The following is a 16144-nucleotide window of genomic DNA, read 5'->3' on the forward strand; positions in this document are numbered from 1 at the left end:
ACCAGCGGGAAGAAACACTGGCCGCCTATGGGCAGAACTCAATGGCCCTTGACACCCTTCTCGAATGTCCACACGATGGTCGAAGCGATCATCTGCCGGTGCAGGTGCGGGACTCCGTGGCGGGATCTGCCCGAGGTCAACGGGCCCTGGCAGACCGCGTGGACCTGGCATCGACGCAGGGTGTGGGCACTGGTCTGTCCGGGGGCTGACTCGAGGACTCTTGTTCGTACCCTGTCTGTCATGGCCACCCCTCTCCTGGAGCTCGCCGCGAGTCGAGGCGTCTGCTTCCCGCTGCGAGCCCGCCGGCTGACCCTCACTCCGTTCCGGGGTCTCGATGCGCCCGCCGTGTGGAGCTTCTGCCGTCTCGAGCAGGTGTGGTCGTGGACCTCCGGCCGCCCGGAGAGTGAGAACGCGCTGCGCGAGTCCTACCTCGGGGCGGGGGACCGCCTCACCGTGCGGGCCGGAGACGTCATTGTCGGTGTCGGGAAGGTCGCGGTGCGGGACGCGTGGAGTCAGGGCGGCCCGCGGGAGGAAGGCCGGGACGCCCAGGCCGAGATCGGCTGGACGATCGATCCGCGCCAGGCCGGGCAGGGCTATGGCACCGAGCTTGCGCGAGCCCTGCTGGGCTTCGCGTTCGACGATCTGGGTGTGCGACGCGTGGAGGCTCATGCCTTCGCGGACAACGCTCCGAGTCTGCGCATCATGGAGAAGGTGGGGATGCGTCACGAGGGCACGTTCAAGGAGGAGTCTCTGCATCTCACGCGCGGCTGGGTGGATGGTGCCACCTACGCGATGCTCGCCTCGGAGTTCCATTCGCCCCTTACGCAGGAGTGATCCCGGCGGCCACGACCGCATGATCTGCCGCTCCACCGCCGAGGGCCGTGTGCCAGCAGGGGGCTGTGAGCCGGGTGGGGAATGAGCGTGAGTGGCGGTGGCGCATCGGTGTGGCGTCTGCCCTGGTGGGTTCGACCGGTGTGTTCGCGGGGCTGCGGCAGGACCTGGGGCTGGGCTGGGGTCTGACGCTGGTGGCCGTCACGGCCCTCGGAGCGATGCTCGCCTTGCGAGGGGTGCATCACCGGGTCGAGGCGGAGCAGGCTCGCCGCAACGTGTTCGACGCCGGAGCCGGCTCCACCGCGTGGGTGATGCTGCTGATGGGGGCCGCGGTCATTCCGGGGCTGGCGCTGAACGTGATCGGCGACGCCGGCGTCCGGGCGGTCGTGGCCGGTCTGCTCGGCGCGGTGCTCGCTGCCGCCGCCCACGGCATCCTCGCGGCGACGACGACGCTCGAGGAGCAGCCTCGGCCCGAGCCGGTCCCTCTGGACCGGCGCAGGCGCTGACGTCGGGGTCATGGTCCCGCGCTCCTGAACACTGTTCAATGAACACTGTTAGAGTCCCTCGGGTCAGACCCGCCCGGGGCCGAGCCCCGCCCACCGGAGAGGCCATCATGACCGCCACCCAGGACGCCCCCGCCGTCGACCCCCGCCCCGCCGCCCTCGACCCCGAGGCCCTCGTGGACCGCATCGAGGCGGGCCACGTGCTTACCGCTGAGGAGGCCGTCGCTGTGCTGGACGCCCCGGACGCGGACACGTTCCGCATCGTCGCGGCGGCCTCGCGCCTGCGCGAGAAGCACTTCGGCCGCACCGTCAAGGTCAACTACCTGGTCAGCCTCAAGACCGGCCTCTGCCCGGAGAACTGCACCTACTGCTCCCAGCGTCTCGGCACCGAGGCCGAGATCCTGCGCTACACGTGGCTCAAGCCGGAGGAGGCCGTCCGCCAGGCGGGCCTGGGCATCGCCGGCGGCGCCTCGCGCGTGTGCATGGTCGCCTCCGGCACCGGCCCCACGGATCGCGACGTCGACCGCGTGGCCGGCATGGTCGGCGACCTCAAGGCCCAGCACCCGGACGTCGAGGTGTGCGCGTGCCTCGGCTTCCTCAAGGACGGCCAGGCCGAGAAGCTCAAGGACGCCGGCGTCGACGCCTACAACCACAACCTCAACACGGCCGAGTCCCACTACGAGTCCATCTGCACCTCCCACACCTACGAGCAGCGCGTGGACACCGTGCAGCGCGCCGGCGCCGCCGGCCTGTCCTCCTGCAGCGGCCTGATCGCGGGCATGGGGGAGACGCACGAGCAGCTCGTCGAGGCCGTCCTCGCGCTCCGCGACCTGGACTCCGACTCCATCCCCGTCAACTTCCTCATGCCCTTCGACGGCACCCCGCTGCAGGGCCACCAGCAGCTCACCCCGCTCGAGTGCCTCCGGATCCTCGCCATGGTCCGCCTGGCCTGCCCGGACAAGGAGCTGCGCATCGCCGGCGGCCGCGAGATGCACCTGCGTTCCCTGCAGCCGGTCGGCCTGCAGGTGGCCAACTCGATCTTCCTCGGCGACTACCTCACCTCCGAGGGCCAGGACGCCGAGGCGGATCTGCAGATGATCGCCGACGCCGGCTTCACCGTGCTCGGCGCCGAGGAGCGTGCACAGCAGGCCGCGGCCGACGACGGCGCCCCGGCCGGCGGCTGCTGCGGCGGCACGGACGACGCCGGCCCGTGCGGCTCCGGTGCGGCCGTCACTGCGGAGGCCGGGGCCGCAGAGGACGTCCGCCCCGACACGGGCGCCGAGGGCACCGTGAAGCCCGAGCTGCGCCGCCGGGGCGCGGGCACGGCCGAGCCCGCCAACGCCTGAACCCGCGCTGACCGCCGTCGTCGGGAGCGTGCTCAGCGAACGGCGCGGATCCGCCGCACCACGCACACCACGATCACCGCGAGACCGGTGACCGCGCTGACGGCCACGAGGGCGAGGCCGCCCACGATGCCGACGTCCATCGCGGTGCTCGTGCCGAGCAGGTCCATGAGCACCGGGGTCGTGGCGCCGGAGTCCGGGTGGTCGCCGCCGTCGGGGAAGATGATCGCGGCCAGCGCGAAGGACCCCCAGGAGACGCCCAGCAGCGTGTGCAGCAGGCGCCCCAGCCGGATGCCGCCCCGCTGCTCATCCTGCGGGTTCACGCGGGGCAGGAGGAACAGGCTTCCCACCAGGACCATGAGGACGAGTTCGTGGGGCAGGGCGCCGAAGACCATGTAGATGACCGTCATCCAGCCGTTCGCGCCGAAGTTGGAGCGCAGGGCGAGCGCGATCAAGGGCAGGGCGAGGAGGGCCAGCGCCCACGGCAGCACGGCCCAGGGACGCCACGTGCCCACGCTCGGACCCTTGCGGGTGGGGGTCGGGGAGGGGAAGTCCGAGTGCTGGGTGTGGGGCGCTGCGGTGCTCATGGCGTCAGCGTAGCCAGAGGGTGGCATCCGTCACGCTGGTAGGATTCGGGGGTACGGCCTCCGTGCGCACCGCAAGGGGGCGTTTTCCATGTACGGGCCGGTCCGGGACGACCCGCCGCCCTGAGGAGAGATGCAGATGCCAGCGATCGCGATCGTCGGAGCCCAGTGGGGCGACGAGGGCAAGGGCAAGGCCACCGACCTGCTGGGCGGGCGAGTGGACTACGTCGTCAAGCCGAACGGCGGCAACAACGCCGGGCACACCGTCGTCGTCAACGGGGAGAAGTTCGAGCTCAAGCTGCTGCCCGCCGGCATCCTCTCGCCCAACGCGGTGCCGGTGATCGGCAACGGCGTGGTGGTGAACCTGGAGGCGCTGTTCGAGGAGATCGACGGGCTCGAGTCCCGCGGCCACTCGTGCGAGCACCTGAAGATCTCCGCCAACGCCCACCTCGTGGCGCCGTACCACCAGACCATGGACAAGGTGACCGAGCGGTTCCTGGGCAAGCGTGCGATCGGCACCACCGGCCGCGGCATCGGCCCCACCTACATGGACAAGGTGGCCCGCCTGGGCATCCGCGTGCAGGACATCTTCGACGAGTCGATCCTGCGCCAGAAGATCGAGGGCGCCCTGCGGCAGAAGAACGAGCTGCTGGTGAAGCTCTACAACCGCCGCGCCGTCACCGTGGACGAGATCGCCGAGTACTTCCTGGGCTACGCGGACCGCCTGCGCCCCATGGTCGTGGACTCCGTGAACCTGCTCAACGACGCCCTGGACGAGGGCAAGGTGGTGCTCATGGAGGGCGGCCAGGCCACCTACTTGGACGTGGACCACGGCACCTACCCGTTCGTGACCTCGTCCAACCCGACCGCCGGCGGCGCGGCCGTGGGCGCGGGCATCGGCCCCACCCGCTTCTCCCGGACCATCGGCATCGTGAAGGCCTACACCACGCGCGTCGGCGCCGGCCCGTTCCCCACGGAGCTCTTCGACGAGATGGGCGAGCAGCTGCGCACCACCGGCGGCGAGTTCGGCGTGAACACCGGCCGCCCGCGGCGCACCGGCTGGTACGACGCCGTCATGGCCCACTACGCCGCGCGGATCAACGGCTTCACGGACTACTTCCTCACCAAGCTGGACGTGCTCACCGGCATCGAGAAGATCCCGGTGTGCGTGGCCTACGAGGTGGACGGCGTGCGCCACGACCGCATGCCCATGACCCAGACCGAGTTCCACCACGCGAAGCCGGTCTACGAGCACTTCGACGGGTGGACCGAGGACATCTCCGGCGCCCGCGCGTTCACGGATCTGCCGCTGAACGCCCAGCGCTACGTGGAGGCCCTCGAGAAGCTCTCCGGCTGCCGGATCTCCGCGATCGGCGTGGGCCCGGGCCGCGACCAGGTGGTCCAGGTCCGCGACCTCATCGAGGACTGACCCGGCCCGCCGCCCCGGCCCGGCCCCGCCCGGCCCGCACTTTCGAACGTGAAAGAGGGCGAATGGGCGCTTTCGAACGTGAGATAGGCCCTATCTCACGTTCGAAAGCGCCCGGGGGTCCGCCGGGTCAGTCGGCCAGGCGGCCCGTGGTCGGGAAGCGCTCCCACACGCGGTGCGCGGGCAGCAGCTCCGTCAGCCGGCTGACGGCGGAGGCGCCGTCCGCCGCGGACTCGACGCCCTTGCCGGACACCTGGGCGGCCGCGAGGACGGCCTCCGCCGGCTCGAGGGCGAGGATCGCCTTGGAGTGGCGCCACATCTCCTGCAGCACCTTGACGACGCGCGGGTCCACCGCCTCGGGGTCGGCGGCGCCGGCCTTCTGGTCCAGGCCGGGGGCGGCGTCGGCGGCGGGGGCCGCCGGCGAGGCCACGACCACGGCATCCAGCTCGATGGACGCGGCGGTCAGGTAGGTCCGCTGGGCCACGATCTCCCCGGCCACGGGGCCGCCCTTCGGCGCGATGACCAGCGGGACCATGCCCGCACCGTGGATGCCCTGCACGAGGGCGTCCAGCTCCTTCTCGTCCACGGACTCGCCCACCACGACGCCGACCTGACGGCCGTCGAGCGGCCACGCGCCGCCGATCTGGGACAGCACGGGGGAGGGCTGCACGTCGGCCGGGGTCTCGGTCGGCGCGGGAACGGGGATGCCCAGGCCGTCCGCGACCTGCTGGGCCAGTCGCGTGTCGATCGCGGCGAGGTGGGCCAGCTGGCGCTCGCGGATGGTCTGCTCGTAGCACTTGCCGAGCTCGAACGTGTACGCCTGCGCCACGTGCTCGCGCTCCACCTCGGAGAGGGAGAGGAAGAACAGGCGCGCCTGCGAGAAGTGGTCGTCGAAGGACGCGGCGTGCGCGCGCTCCTTCACCGACGCCGGCAGCGGCTCCGGGTGCTCGATGAACGCGTGGTCGTCCGCGGGGGTTTCGTACGGCAGGCCGCCGTCGAGCGAGTTGGGCCGGTACGGCGCCACGCCGCGATGCACGGCGCTCTGGTGGAAGCCGTCACGCAGCATGTCGTTGACCGGGGCGTGCGGGCGGTTGATGGGCAGCTGGTTCCAGTTCGGCCCGCCGAGGCGGGTGAGCTGCGTGTCCAGGTAGGAGAAGAGGCGGCCCTGCAGGAGTGGGTCGTTGGTGACGTCGATGCCGGGCACGAGGTTGGCCGGGTTGAAGGCCACCTGCTCCGTCTCCGCGAAGTAGTTGGACGGGTTGGCGTTCAGCGTCATGCGGCCGAGGGGCTGCACGGGGGCGAGCTCCTCCGGGACCAGCTTCGTGGGGTCGAGCAGGTCGATGCCCTCGAACATCTGCTCCTCGTTGTCCTCGAACACCTGCACGCCGAGCTCCCACTCGGGGAAGGCGCCGGCCTCGATGGCGTCGGCGAGGTCACGCCGGTGGAAGTCCGGGTCCATGCCGTTGGTGAGCAGCGCCTCCTCCCAGGTCACGGAGTGCACGCCGAGCATCGGCTTCCAGTGGAACTTGACCAGCACGGTGGAGCCGTCCGCCGCGATCAGGCGGTAGGTGTGGACGCCGAAGCCCTCCATCATGCGGTAGGAGCGCGGGATGCCGCGGTCGGACATGTTCCACAGGGTGTGGTGCTGGGCCTCGGTGTGCAGGGACACGAAGTCCCAGAACGTGTCGTGCGCGGACTGCGCCTGCGGGATCTCGCGGTCCGGGTGCGGCTTCACCGAGTGCACCACGTCCGGGAACTTGATGGCGTCCTGCACGAAGAACACGGGGATGTTGTTGCCCACCAGGTCCCACGTGCCCTCGTCCGTGTAGAACTTGGTGGCGAAGCCGCGGGTGTCGCGGGCCAGGTCCATGGAGCCGCGGGAGCCGGCCACGGTGGAGAAGCGGACGAACACCTCCGTCTCCTTGTCCTTGGCGAAGAGCCCGGCCCGGCTGATCTTCGCGGCGGTGCCGTAGCCGCGGAACACGCCGTGGGCGCCGGCGCCGCGGGCGTGGACCACGCGCTCGGGGATGCGCTCGTGGTCGAAGTGGCTGAGCTTCTCCCGCAGGTGGTGGTCCTGCAGCAGGGTGGGGCCGCGGCGGCCGGCCTTGAGCGAGTGGTCCGAGTCCTGCAGGCGGACGCCGTGCGCGGTGGTCAGGTACGGGCAGCCCTGCGCGGCGGTCGCGGGGTCGGCGCCGGTGTCCTGGCCGGTGGGGGAGACCTGTGCCGGACCGCGCTGGTCCGGGGCCGGGACGGCCACGGGCTGGTCCGGGTGGGTGAGGGCGGTGTGCTCCTCGAGGTCGGGGGTGATCGGCCCCGGCGTGCCGGGGATGTCGGGCTGCTGGGTGGTCATCGCGTCTGCTCCTGTGGTGTCGACGTGCCGCGCGGTGCCGCGCGGATCGGGGGCGGAGGACGACGGCGGCCGATGCGGGCCGACGTCGTGCCCGGTCCCCAGCGTGGCGGCTGGCCCCAGCGCTGACCAGGGCTGACGGCCACCGGCAGGGGCCTGGCTACCCTGGGGGCATGAGGATCAGCGTCGGACAGTTCGGGCCCGTGGGCGACGTCGAGGAGAACCTGGCCGTGATGGCCCGCCTCGCCGCCCGCGCCGCGGGCGAGGGGGCGGACCTCCTGGTGCTGCCCGAGGAGGCCATGCTCGGGGCCCGCGAGGTGGGGGAGGAGTTCCCCGACGCCGTCGCCGCGGCCTGGGAGCCGTTCGCCGCGGGCCTGGCCGCGCTGGCGCGGGAGCACGGGATCGCCGTCGTCGCGGGCGGCTACGAGCCGGGACCGGACCGGCGTCCCTACAACACGCTGCTGGCGGTGGGCGCGGACGGCGCCCGGCTGGGCGCGTACCGCAAACTCCACCTCTACGACGCGTTCGCGCACCGCGAGTCGGACCGGATCACCCCCGGCGACGGCGGCGTCGCCGCGATCGAGCTCGGCGGGCTCCGCCTGGGCCTGCTCACCTGCTACGACCTGCGCTTCCCCGAGCTGTCCCGGCGTCTCGCGGTGGAGGGCGCGGACGTGCTCGTGATCCCCGCGGCGTGGTTCTCCGGCGAGCACAAGGTGGAGCACTGGCGCACCCTGCTCAAGGCCCGCGCGGTGGAGAACACCGTGTGGGTGGCCGCGGCGGACACGTGCTCGGACGGCACCGTGGGCCACTCGATGATCGTGGACCCGCTGGCGCTGCCCGTCGCCGAGCTCGCCGACGAGCGGGAGGCCGTGGCGACCGCGGAGGTCACCCGCGAGCGGATCGACGAGGTCCGGGAGTTCCTCCCCTCGCTCGCCAACCGCCGCACCGACGTCCTCTGAGCCGTCCCCGCCCGGCGGACGGGTCACCATTACCCCCTCGGGCTGGGAAAAGCCTAAAATCACGTCAGACGTGCAACCAGACGGGCGCCCCGGCGCTCGGAACGCGCCCCGCCCGGGGCGGGACGGGAGATCAGAGATGACCATCAACGCCGACGGCAGCCACGCCGTCCAGCCCCACACCGCGAACGCCCACACCACCCCGGCCCGCCCCGTGCGCCACGCCGTGGTGGAGGAGGAGGTGCTCGAGCCGCTGCGCCCGGTGGACGGCTGGGGCTTCACCAACCGCGTCATCCTCGTCTCGGTGCTCGTCGTGATCATCGGCAACGTCGTGCGCGTGCTCACCGGCGGCCTGGGTGATCCCAACGGCTCCGTGGCGCTGGGCGAGACCGGCCACGGCTGGGTCGTGCTGGTGCAGTCGTTCATGTTCGGCCTGGTGGGCGGCGCCCTGGCGGGCGCGGCCGGCTACCTGGTCGTGCTGCTGATGGGCGGGGCTGCCCGCTCCGTCGTGCGCTACGTGGTCGGTGGCGTGGTCGGCGGCTTCCTCGGTGCCGTGGGCCTGTTCGCGGTGTTCTCCAACACCGTCCTCTACGGGGCGGGCCTGCACCTGTTCTGGATGCTGCCGGTGGCGGGCCTGCTCGGCGGCCTCTGGGCGGGCGTCGTCTCCTCCCGCCGCTGATCCCCGCAACCGGCGCCTCGGGCGCCGGCCGCAGAGAAAGGCCCCGGTTCCGGCTCTCGCCGGGCCCGGGGCCTTCTCCGTCATCACTCGCACCTTCGATGAGGTGGCTTCAGCCTACGAACTCGCCTTGGGCTTTCCAGGGGAGTCGGCTGGGCGTTCCCTGGGAGTGTCGGCCGCCCCGAGCAGGTGCGCGAGCTCGCCGGTGGCGGCGACGAGGGCCGCCCCGCACCGGTCCGCCAGCTCGTCCGTGCAGCGGTAGGCCGGCACGAGCGTGCTGAGCGCACCGACCACCGTGCCCGCCACGCTGATGGGGGCGGACAGCGAGGTGACGTCCTTCTCCACGGAACGGGTGCGCAGCGTGTAGTCCCCCGCGGCCACGCTGCCGCGCAGGGCGTCGCCCACGGCCGTGCCCGCCAGGGGGACGGTGCGTCCGACCCAGTTCGTGTGGCGGACGGAGTGCGTGCCCTCCACGATCGCCAGGTAGACGGCGGAGTCCGGAGGGGTCGTCACCGAGAGGTAGACGGATTCGCCCGTGGCGGCCACGACGTGGTCCATCGGCCCGCGGGCCAGCTGCACGAGCGAGTCTCGGGAGAAGGCCCGCGCCCCGAGCTGGATGAGGCGCACGCCGGGGCGGTAGGCGCCGTCGTCGTCGCGGGCCACGAAGCCGGATCCCTCGAGGCTGCGCAGCAGGCGCAGCGCCGTGGACGCCGGCAGCTCCGTGGCGCGGGCGGCCTCGGTCAGGCTCAGCCGGGGCTGCTCGGTGACGGCGGCGAGCAGGTCCAGGGCCCGGTCCACGGTGCGCGTCGAGGCGGTGGGGGTGGTGGTCATGAGAGGGAGCGTAACGGGTGCGGGACGCGCGGATCGGGCTTGCGCGTGAGCCGAGTCACTGTTTCAATGTTCGGAAAGTGCATGCTGAGCCGTGAAATCACCGGGGCCACCCGTCCCGGCGGCGCACGCACCCCGTCGAGAGGAACTGCCATGGCCGTGGGCTTCACCCAGCACGACCCGTCCCGCACCATCCGCGCCCCGCGCGGCACCGAGCTCTCCGCCAAGTCCTGGCAGACCGAGGCCCCGCTGCGGATGCTCATGAACAACCTGGACCCCGAGGTCGCCGAGCGTCCCGAGGACCTCGTCGTCTACGGCGGCACCGGCCGCGCGGCCCGCTCCTGGGAGGCCTACGACGCCATCGTCGCCACCCTCAAGGACCTCGAGGAGGACGAGACCCTCCTGGTGCAGTCCGGCAAGCCGGTGGGCGTGTTCCGCACCAACAAGTGGGCCCCGCGCGTGCTGATCGCCAACTCCAACCTGGTGGGCGACTGGGCCACGTGGCCGGAGTTCCGCAAGCTCGAGGCCGAGGGCCTCATGATGTACGGCCAGATGACCGCCGGCTCCTGGATCTACATCGCCACCCAGGGCATCCTGCAGGGCACCTACGAGACCTTCGCCGCGATCGGCCGCAAGCGCTACGACGGCTCCCTCAAGGGCACCCTGACCCTCACCGGCGGCTGCGGCGGCATGGGCGGCGCCCAGCCCCTGGCCGTCACCCTCAACGGCGGCGTCTGCCTGATCGTGGACGTCTCGGAGGACCGCCTGCGCCGTCGCATGGGCAAGCGCTACCTGGACGAGGTGGAGACGGACATCGACAAGGCCGTCGAGCGCGTCATGCAGGCCAAGCGCGACGGCGAGGCCGTCTCCGTGGGCCTCGTGGGCAACGCCGCCGAGGTGTTCCCCGAGCTGCTCGAGCGCCAGAAGGCCGGCACCGTCGAGATCGACATCGTCACCGACCAGACCTCCGCGCACGACCCGCTGTCCTACCTGCCGATCGAGATCGACGAGAAGGACTGGCACGCCGAGGCCGAGGCCGACCCGGACACCTTCACCAAGAAGGCCCAGGAGTCCATGGCCCGCCAGGTCGAGGCCATGGTCGGCTTCCAGGACATCGGCGCCGAGGTGTTCGACTACGGCAACTCCATCCGCGACGAGGCCCGCAAGGCCGGCTACTCCCGCGCGTTCGAGTTCCCGGGCTTCGTCCCGGCCTACATCCGCCCGCTGTTCTGCGAGGGCCTCGGCCCGTTCCGCTGGGCCGCGCTCTCCGGCGACCCGGAGGACATCCGCGTGACCGACGAGGCCCTGAAGGAGCTGTTCCCCGAGAACGAGCACCTGCACCGCTGGCTCGACGGCGCCGCCGAGTTCGTGGAGTTCGAGGGCCTGCCGGCCCGCATCTGCTGGCTGGGCTACGGCGAGCGCCACAAGGCCGGCCTGCTCTTCAACCAGCTCGTGGCCGAGGGCAAGGTCAAGGCGCCGATCGTGATCGGCCGCGACCACCTCGACTCCGGCTCCGTGGCCTCCCCGTACCGCGAGACCGAGTCCATGCTGGACGGCTCCGACGCGATCGCCGACTGGCCGCTGCTGAACGCCCTGACCGCCACCTCCTCCGGCGCCACCTGGGTGTCGATCCACCACGGCGGCGGCGTCGGCATCGGCCGGTCCATCCACGCCGGCCAGGTGGGCGTTGCCGACGGCACCGAGCTGGCCGCGGCCAAGCTCGAGGCGCTGCTCACCAACGACCCCGGCATGGGCGTCATCCGCCACGTCGACGCCGGCTACTCCCGCGCCGTCGAGGTCGCCGCCGAGCGCGGCGTCCGTGTGCCCATGGAGGCCACGATCCGGGACTGACCCCGGTCACGTCGTCGGACGGCGACGGTGCCGCCGCGCCGTCGCCGTCCGACGGCTTCACCGCCGCGAGCCGGACGGGCGGACGCCCGTCCGGCTCGCGATCGAAAGGACACCACGATGGACTCGTCCCGCCCCGCAGACCACGAGCTGCACACCGACACCACCGCGATGGCCGCGATCGAGGCCGACGCGCCCCGCCCGCCGGCGCGCTGGCGCATGATCGTCTACTCGGCGATCGGCATCGTCATGTTCTTCGTGCCCGTCACGATCAACGGGGCGAGCTCCATCCCGCTGGACCACCTGGTGACCTGGGTGCGCGGGCTGCTCGGCCCGGCCGACCGCTGGGTGGGCCTGGCCATCATCGCCGCCGGCGCCGTGTACCCGTTCGCCTCGGGCCGCTGGCGCACCAGCACCACCCGGACGGTCTTCGCCTTCCTCGCCGTGCTCGGCCTGGTCGCCTCGGCGATGGTCGTGTTCGGCGTGGGCCCGAGCTGGATCCTGGACGAGAGCATCGGCCCGTTCCTGATGGACAAGCTCGTGGTGCCCGTGGGCCTGATCGTCCCCATCGGCGGCGTCTTCCTGGCCCTCGTGATCGGCTACGGCCTCATGGAGTTCGTGGGCGTCTACCTGCGCCCGGCCATGCGGCCGATCTGGCGCGTGCCCGGCCGCGCCGCCGTCGACGCCGTCGCCTCCTTCGTGGGCTCCTACGCCCTGGGCCTGCTGCTGACGAACCGCATGTACACCGGCGGCCGCTACACGGCCCGCGAGGCGGCGATCATCGCCGTCGGCTTCTCCACGGTGTCCGCGACCTTCATGGTGATCGTGGCCAAGACGCTGGGCCTGATGGACATCTGGCTCTGGTACTTCTTCGGCACCCTCGCGGTGACGTTCGCGGTCACCGCCATCACGGTGCGCATCCCGCCGCTGAGCCGCATCCCGGACGAGTGCTACCCGGGCGTCACCCACTCGCCCGAGCAGGCCGTCACCCGGGACCGCTTCCGCGTGGCCCGTCGCGCCGCCGAGCAGACCCTCGCCGAGGCCCCGTCCCTGCCGAAGAACATCTGGGTCAACTTCCGGGATGGACTCGTGATGGTGCTCCAGATCCTGCCCTCCATCATGTCCGTGGGCCTGATCGCCCTGGTCCTGGCCACGTACACGCCCGTGTTCGAGTGGATCGGCGTGATCTTCTACCCGCTGTTCTGGGCGCTCGGCTACTCCGACCCCGGCCTGCTGGCCTCGGCCTCCGCCACCTCGATCGCCGAGATGTTCATCCCGGCCACGATGGCGGCCGGTCACGAGGACCTCGTCGCCCGGTTCGTGATCGGCGTCGTCTGCGTCTCCGCGATCATCTTCTTCTCCGCGGTGGTTCCTGCCATCCTGGCCACGGACATCCCCATCCCGCTGTGGAAGCTCGTGGTGATCTGGGCCGAGCGTGTGGCCCTCACCATCCTGCTCGCCACGCCGGTCGCCCATCTGGTCGCGGCGCTCACCTGAGGCCCACCCCACCGCCCCACCCCCGTCCGTCCCGCAGAGAGAGGCCCCCATGCGCTCCACGCTCATCACCGACATCGCCGAGCTGACCACCGTCGACCCCGAAGGGCGGGTGCTCACGGACGCGGCCGTCGTCGTCGAGGACGAGCGCATCGCCTGGATCGGTGCCGCCGCGGACGCCCCGGACGCGGACGACCGGGTGTCCGTGGGGGGCCGCGCCGTGCTGCCCGGCTGGGTGGACTCCCACACGCATCTCGTGTTCGACGGGGACCGCTCCGCCGAGTTCGAGGCCCGCATGGCGGGCGAGTCCTACGCGGCCGGCGGCATCGGCGTGACCACCTCCGCCACCCGTGCCGCCTCGGACGACCGCCTGGCCGAATTGGTCCGCGGTCGGGTGGCCGACGCGGTGGCCGGCGGCACCACCTACCTCGAGACCAAGACCGGCTACGGGCTCACCGTGGACGAGGAGGCTCGCCACGCGCGCCTGCTGGCCGGGCTGCGCGAGGAGGGCCTCGTCGACGAGGTGACCTTCCTCGGCGCCCACCTCGTGCCCCCGGGCCGGGACGCGGAGGACTACCTCGACGACGTCGTCGGGCCGATGCTCGAGGCCGTGCGGGAGCACGCGGGCTGGGTGGACGTGTTCTGCGACACCGGCGCCTTCGACGCCGAGCAGACCCGCCGCGTGCTCGCCGCGGGCGTGGCGGCGGGACTGGGCGTGCGCCTGCACGGCAACCAGATCGAGCAGGGCCCGGGCGTGGGCGTGGCCGTGGAGTTCGGCGCCGCCTCCGTGGACCACGTCAACCACCTCTCCGACGCGGACGTCGAGGCCCTCGCCGGCACCTGGACCGGCTGGGACCGCGCCTCGGCCACCGGCACGCCCGGCACCGTGGCCGGCTGCCTGCCCGCGTGCGACCTGTCCACCCGCGCCCCGCTGGCGCCCGCGCGCCGCCTGCTCGACGCCGGCATCGAGGTCTCCCTGGCCTCGAACTGCAACCCGGGCACCAGCTACACCACGTCCATGAACTTCAACGTGGGCACCGCCGTGCTGCAGATGCACCTGACCCTCGCCGAGGCCGTGCGCGCCGCCACCCTCGGCGGGGCCATCGGCCTGCGGGCGCAGGACCGCGTCGGCAGCCTCGAGGTCGGCAAGCGCGCCGACCTGCACGTGCTCGACGCCCCCGCCGCCATCCACCTGGCCTACCGCCCCGGCATGCCACTGACCCATGCGGTCTGGCGCGCGGGCCGTCGGGCCGTCTGATCGACCGACAGCAAGGAGAACCACCATGACCACCCCTCCCGCCACCGTCACGCTCGGCACGTCCGGGGCCACCCTGGACGACGTCCTCGCCGTGGCCCGCCACGACGCCCGCGTGGTGCTCGCCGACGACGTGCTCGAGACCGTCGGCGCGGTGCGCCGCCACGTCGAGGCGCTGGCCGAGGCCGAGACCCCCACCTACGGCGTCTCCACCGGCTTCGGCGCGCTCGCGGACAAGCACATCCCGCTCGAGTCCCGCGCGCAGCTGCAGAAGTCCCTGATCCGCTCCCACGCCGCCGGCATGGGCCCCGTGGTGGAGCGCGAGGTCGTCCGCGCGCTGATGTTCCTGCGCGCCACCACGCTGGCCTCCGGCCGCACGGGCGTGCGCCCCGTGGTGGTGGAGACCTTCGTGGCCATGCTCAACGCGGGCATCACCCCCGCCGTGCGCGAGTTCGGCTCCCTGGGCTGCTCCGGTGACCTCGCACCGCTCTCCCACCTGGCCCTGGCGCTGATGGGCGAGGGCGACGTCGTCGGGACGGACGGCGCGCTGCGTCCGGCCGGCGAGGCGCTCGCCGAGGCCGGGATCGAGCCGGTCGAGCTGCGGGAGAAGGAGGGCCTGGCCCTCGTCAACGGCACCGAGGGCATGCTCGGCATGCTCATCATGGCGCTGGCCGACCTCGAGGAGCTCGCCGACACCGTGGACCTCACCGCCGCGATGTCCGTGGAGGCGCTGCTCGGCACCGACCGCGTGTTCGTGCCGGAGCTGCACCTGCCGCTGCGCCCCCACCCGGGCCAGGCGACCTCCGCCGACCGGATGCTGAAGATCCTGGCGGGCTCGCCGATCGTGGCCAGCCACAAGGAGGGCGACTCCCGCGTGCAGGACGCCTACTCGCTGCGCTGCGCCCCGCAGGTGGCCGGCGGCCTGCGCGACACCCTCGCGTACGTGCGCACCGTGGCCGAGCGCGAGCTCGCCGCCACCGTGGACAACCCGGTGGTGCTCGACGACGGCCGGGTGAGCTCGAACGGCAACTTCCACGGGGCGCCCGTGGCGTACGTGCTGGACTTCCTGGCCATCCCGGTGGCCGACGTCGCGAGCATGTCCGAGCGCCGCACCGACCGCATGCTGGACCCGGCCCGCTCGCACGGGCTGCCGGCGTTCCTCGTGGACGACCCGGGCGTGGACTCCGGCATGATGATCGCCCAGTACACGCAGGCCGGGCTCGTCTCGGACATGAAGCGCCTGGCCGTGCCTGCGTCCGTGGACTCCATCCCGTCCTCCGCGATGCAGGAGGACCACGTCTCCATGGGCTGGCACGCCGCCCGCAAGCTGCGCTCGGCCGTGGAGAACTTCCGTCGCGTGCTCGCCGTCGAGCTCGTGGCCGCCGCCCGCGCGATCGAGCTGCGCGCCCCGCTGCAGCCCTCCGCCGCGACCGGTGCCGCCGTCCGCGTGATCCGCGAGGCCGGCGTCCCCGGCCCCGGCCCGGACCAGTACATGGCCCCGCAGCTGGCCGCCGCCGAGCAGGCCCTGCGCGACGGGTCCGTGCTGACCGCCGTGGCGGAGGCCCTCGCGGGCGTGTCCGCCGACGCCGAGCCGCAGGACCTGGCCGGGGAGTCCGAGGGCACCGAGGCCGAGGGGCACTGATGGGGCAGAAAGCCCCGTCTCTCGCTTTGTGCTCACGACTCGCCGTCTGCCATTCGGGCGCGCGGCGAGTCGTGAGCACAACAGGGGGTGGGAAAGTGGGCTAGCGCGTCATCACGTGAGCAGCCCGTTCTCGGCAGCCCACTGCCGGAACCCGCCTGGACCGAAGGGAAGCCGGTAATCGCCCATGATGAGATCGTCAGCGAGGCTCTCAACCATGGGAACGGTGAGTTGCTCCTTGCGGATCGCCTCACAGAGCAACCCGAGGGTGCCGGTGCACTCGAGCTTCTCGCGCTGGGCCAGGACGCGGGGCACGTTGTCGTCGATCACGATGCGATACCCGTGCGTCCGACCGAGGGCTAGATGTAGGAGGGCATGACGTTGTTGACACGCACCGGGGCCAACGAGGCCGGA

At 72.3% G+C, this 16144-nt stretch carries 13 protein-coding genes and 2 pseudogenes; 11 read left to right on the forward strand and 4 right to left on the reverse strand.

What is annotated here, in order from left to right; genetic code table 11:
* The 4 genes and pseudogenes from NR072_RS04750 to bioB form a co-directional block, all read left to right on the forward strand.
* A pseudogene (locus tag NR072_RS04750) lies at positions 1-177 on the forward strand (transposase); the annotation flags it as partial.
* A gap of 63 nt (positions 178-240) precedes the next feature.
* A complete protein-coding gene (locus tag NR072_RS04755) occupies positions 241-834 on the forward strand; it encodes a GNAT family N-acetyltransferase (protein ID WP_230260495.1) in 594 nt (197 codons plus the stop codon).
* Between the two features lie 125 nt (positions 835-959).
* Positions 960-1337: a hypothetical protein gene (locus tag NR072_RS04760; RefSeq protein WP_230260466.1), complete on the forward strand. Its 378-nt coding sequence runs from the start codon at positions 960-962 to the stop codon at positions 1335-1337.
* A gap of 107 nt (positions 1338-1444) precedes the next feature.
* Positions 1445-2680 carry a biotin synthase BioB gene (bioB, locus tag NR072_RS04765; RefSeq protein ID WP_134416810.1) on the forward strand — a complete coding sequence of 412 codons (1236 nt, stop codon included), beginning with the start codon at positions 1445-1447 and terminating at the stop codon, positions 2678-2680.
* Positions 2681-2712: 32 nt separating this feature from the next.
* Here the strand turns inward: bioB and NR072_RS04770 are convergent, their stop codons facing one another.
* On the reverse strand, positions 2713-3264 hold the full coding sequence (locus tag NR072_RS04770; RefSeq protein ID WP_134416809.1) for a hypothetical protein: 552 nt from the start codon (positions 3262-3264) through the stop codon (positions 2713-2715).
* Positions 3265-3400: 136 nt separating this feature from the next.
* Between NR072_RS04770 and NR072_RS04775 the strand changes: the two genes are divergently transcribed.
* The gene (locus NR072_RS04775) at positions 3401-4690 is read left to right on the forward strand and encodes an adenylosuccinate synthase (protein WP_069941931.1); all 1290 of its coding nucleotides are present in this window, start codon (positions 3401-3403) and stop codon (positions 4688-4690) included.
* Between the two features lie 127 nt (positions 4691-4817).
* Here NR072_RS04775 and NR072_RS04780 read toward each other — a convergent pair whose 3' ends face one another.
* Positions 4818-7037, reverse strand: coding sequence for a catalase (locus NR072_RS04780; RefSeq protein ID WP_256836352.1), 2220 nt, complete (start codon positions 7035-7037; stop codon positions 4818-4820).
* Between the two features lie 170 nt (positions 7038-7207).
* Here NR072_RS04780 and NR072_RS04785 point away from each other — a divergent pair, with 170 nt between their 5' ends.
* Both NR072_RS04785 and NR072_RS04790 read left to right on the forward strand, forming a co-directional pair.
* Positions 7208-7993 (forward strand): carbon-nitrogen hydrolase family protein, encoded by a 786-nt coding sequence (locus NR072_RS04785; RefSeq protein ID WP_078025417.1) that lies wholly within the window; start codon positions 7208-7210, stop codon positions 7991-7993.
* A 136-nt stretch (positions 7994-8129) separates the two neighbouring features.
* Positions 8130-8669 (forward strand): hypothetical protein, encoded by a 540-nt coding sequence (locus NR072_RS04790; RefSeq protein WP_256836356.1) that lies wholly within the window; start codon positions 8130-8132, stop codon positions 8667-8669.
* A 114-nt stretch (positions 8670-8783) separates the two neighbouring features.
* On the opposite strand, the gene NR072_RS04795 is transcribed toward NR072_RS04790, so the two are convergent.
* Complete coding sequence (locus NR072_RS04795) at positions 8784-9497, reverse strand: IclR family transcriptional regulator (protein WP_041104426.1); 714 nt, start codon at positions 9495-9497, stop codon at positions 8784-8786.
* A gap of 150 nt (positions 9498-9647) precedes the next feature.
* Here NR072_RS04795 and hutU point away from each other — a divergent pair, with 150 nt between their 5' ends.
* The 4 genes from hutU to hutH all read left to right on the forward strand — a co-directional run bounded on the left by hutU (position 9648) and on the right by hutH (position 15733).
* Positions 9648-11345 carry a urocanate hydratase gene (hutU, locus tag NR072_RS04800; protein WP_152744111.1) on the forward strand — a complete coding sequence of 566 codons (1698 nt, stop codon included), beginning with the start codon at positions 9648-9650 and terminating at the stop codon, positions 11343-11345.
* A gap of 117 nt (positions 11346-11462) precedes the next feature.
* Positions 11463-12839, forward strand: a complete 1377-nt coding sequence (locus tag NR072_RS04805) for a YjiH family protein (protein ID WP_256836358.1) — start codon at positions 11463-11465, stop codon at positions 12837-12839.
* Between the two features lie 49 nt (positions 12840-12888).
* Positions 12889-14094, forward strand: coding sequence for an imidazolonepropionase (gene hutI / locus NR072_RS04810; protein ID WP_141843473.1), 1206 nt, complete (start codon positions 12889-12891; stop codon positions 14092-14094).
* A gap of 25 nt (positions 14095-14119) precedes the next feature.
* The gene (gene hutH / locus NR072_RS04815; protein ID WP_256836359.1) at positions 14120-15733 is read left to right on the forward strand and encodes a histidine ammonia-lyase; all 1614 of its coding nucleotides are present in this window, start codon (positions 14120-14122) and stop codon (positions 15731-15733) included.
* 111 nt (positions 15734-15844) lie between these two features.
* Here hutH and NR072_RS04820 read toward each other — a convergent pair.
* A pseudogene (locus NR072_RS04820) lies at positions 15845-16144 on the reverse strand (hypothetical protein); the annotation flags it as partial.

The organism is Micrococcus sp. Mcc89 (assembly GCF_024519795.1).
GTDB lineage: Bacteria > Actinomycetota > Actinomycetes > Actinomycetales > Micrococcaceae > Micrococcus > Micrococcus luteus.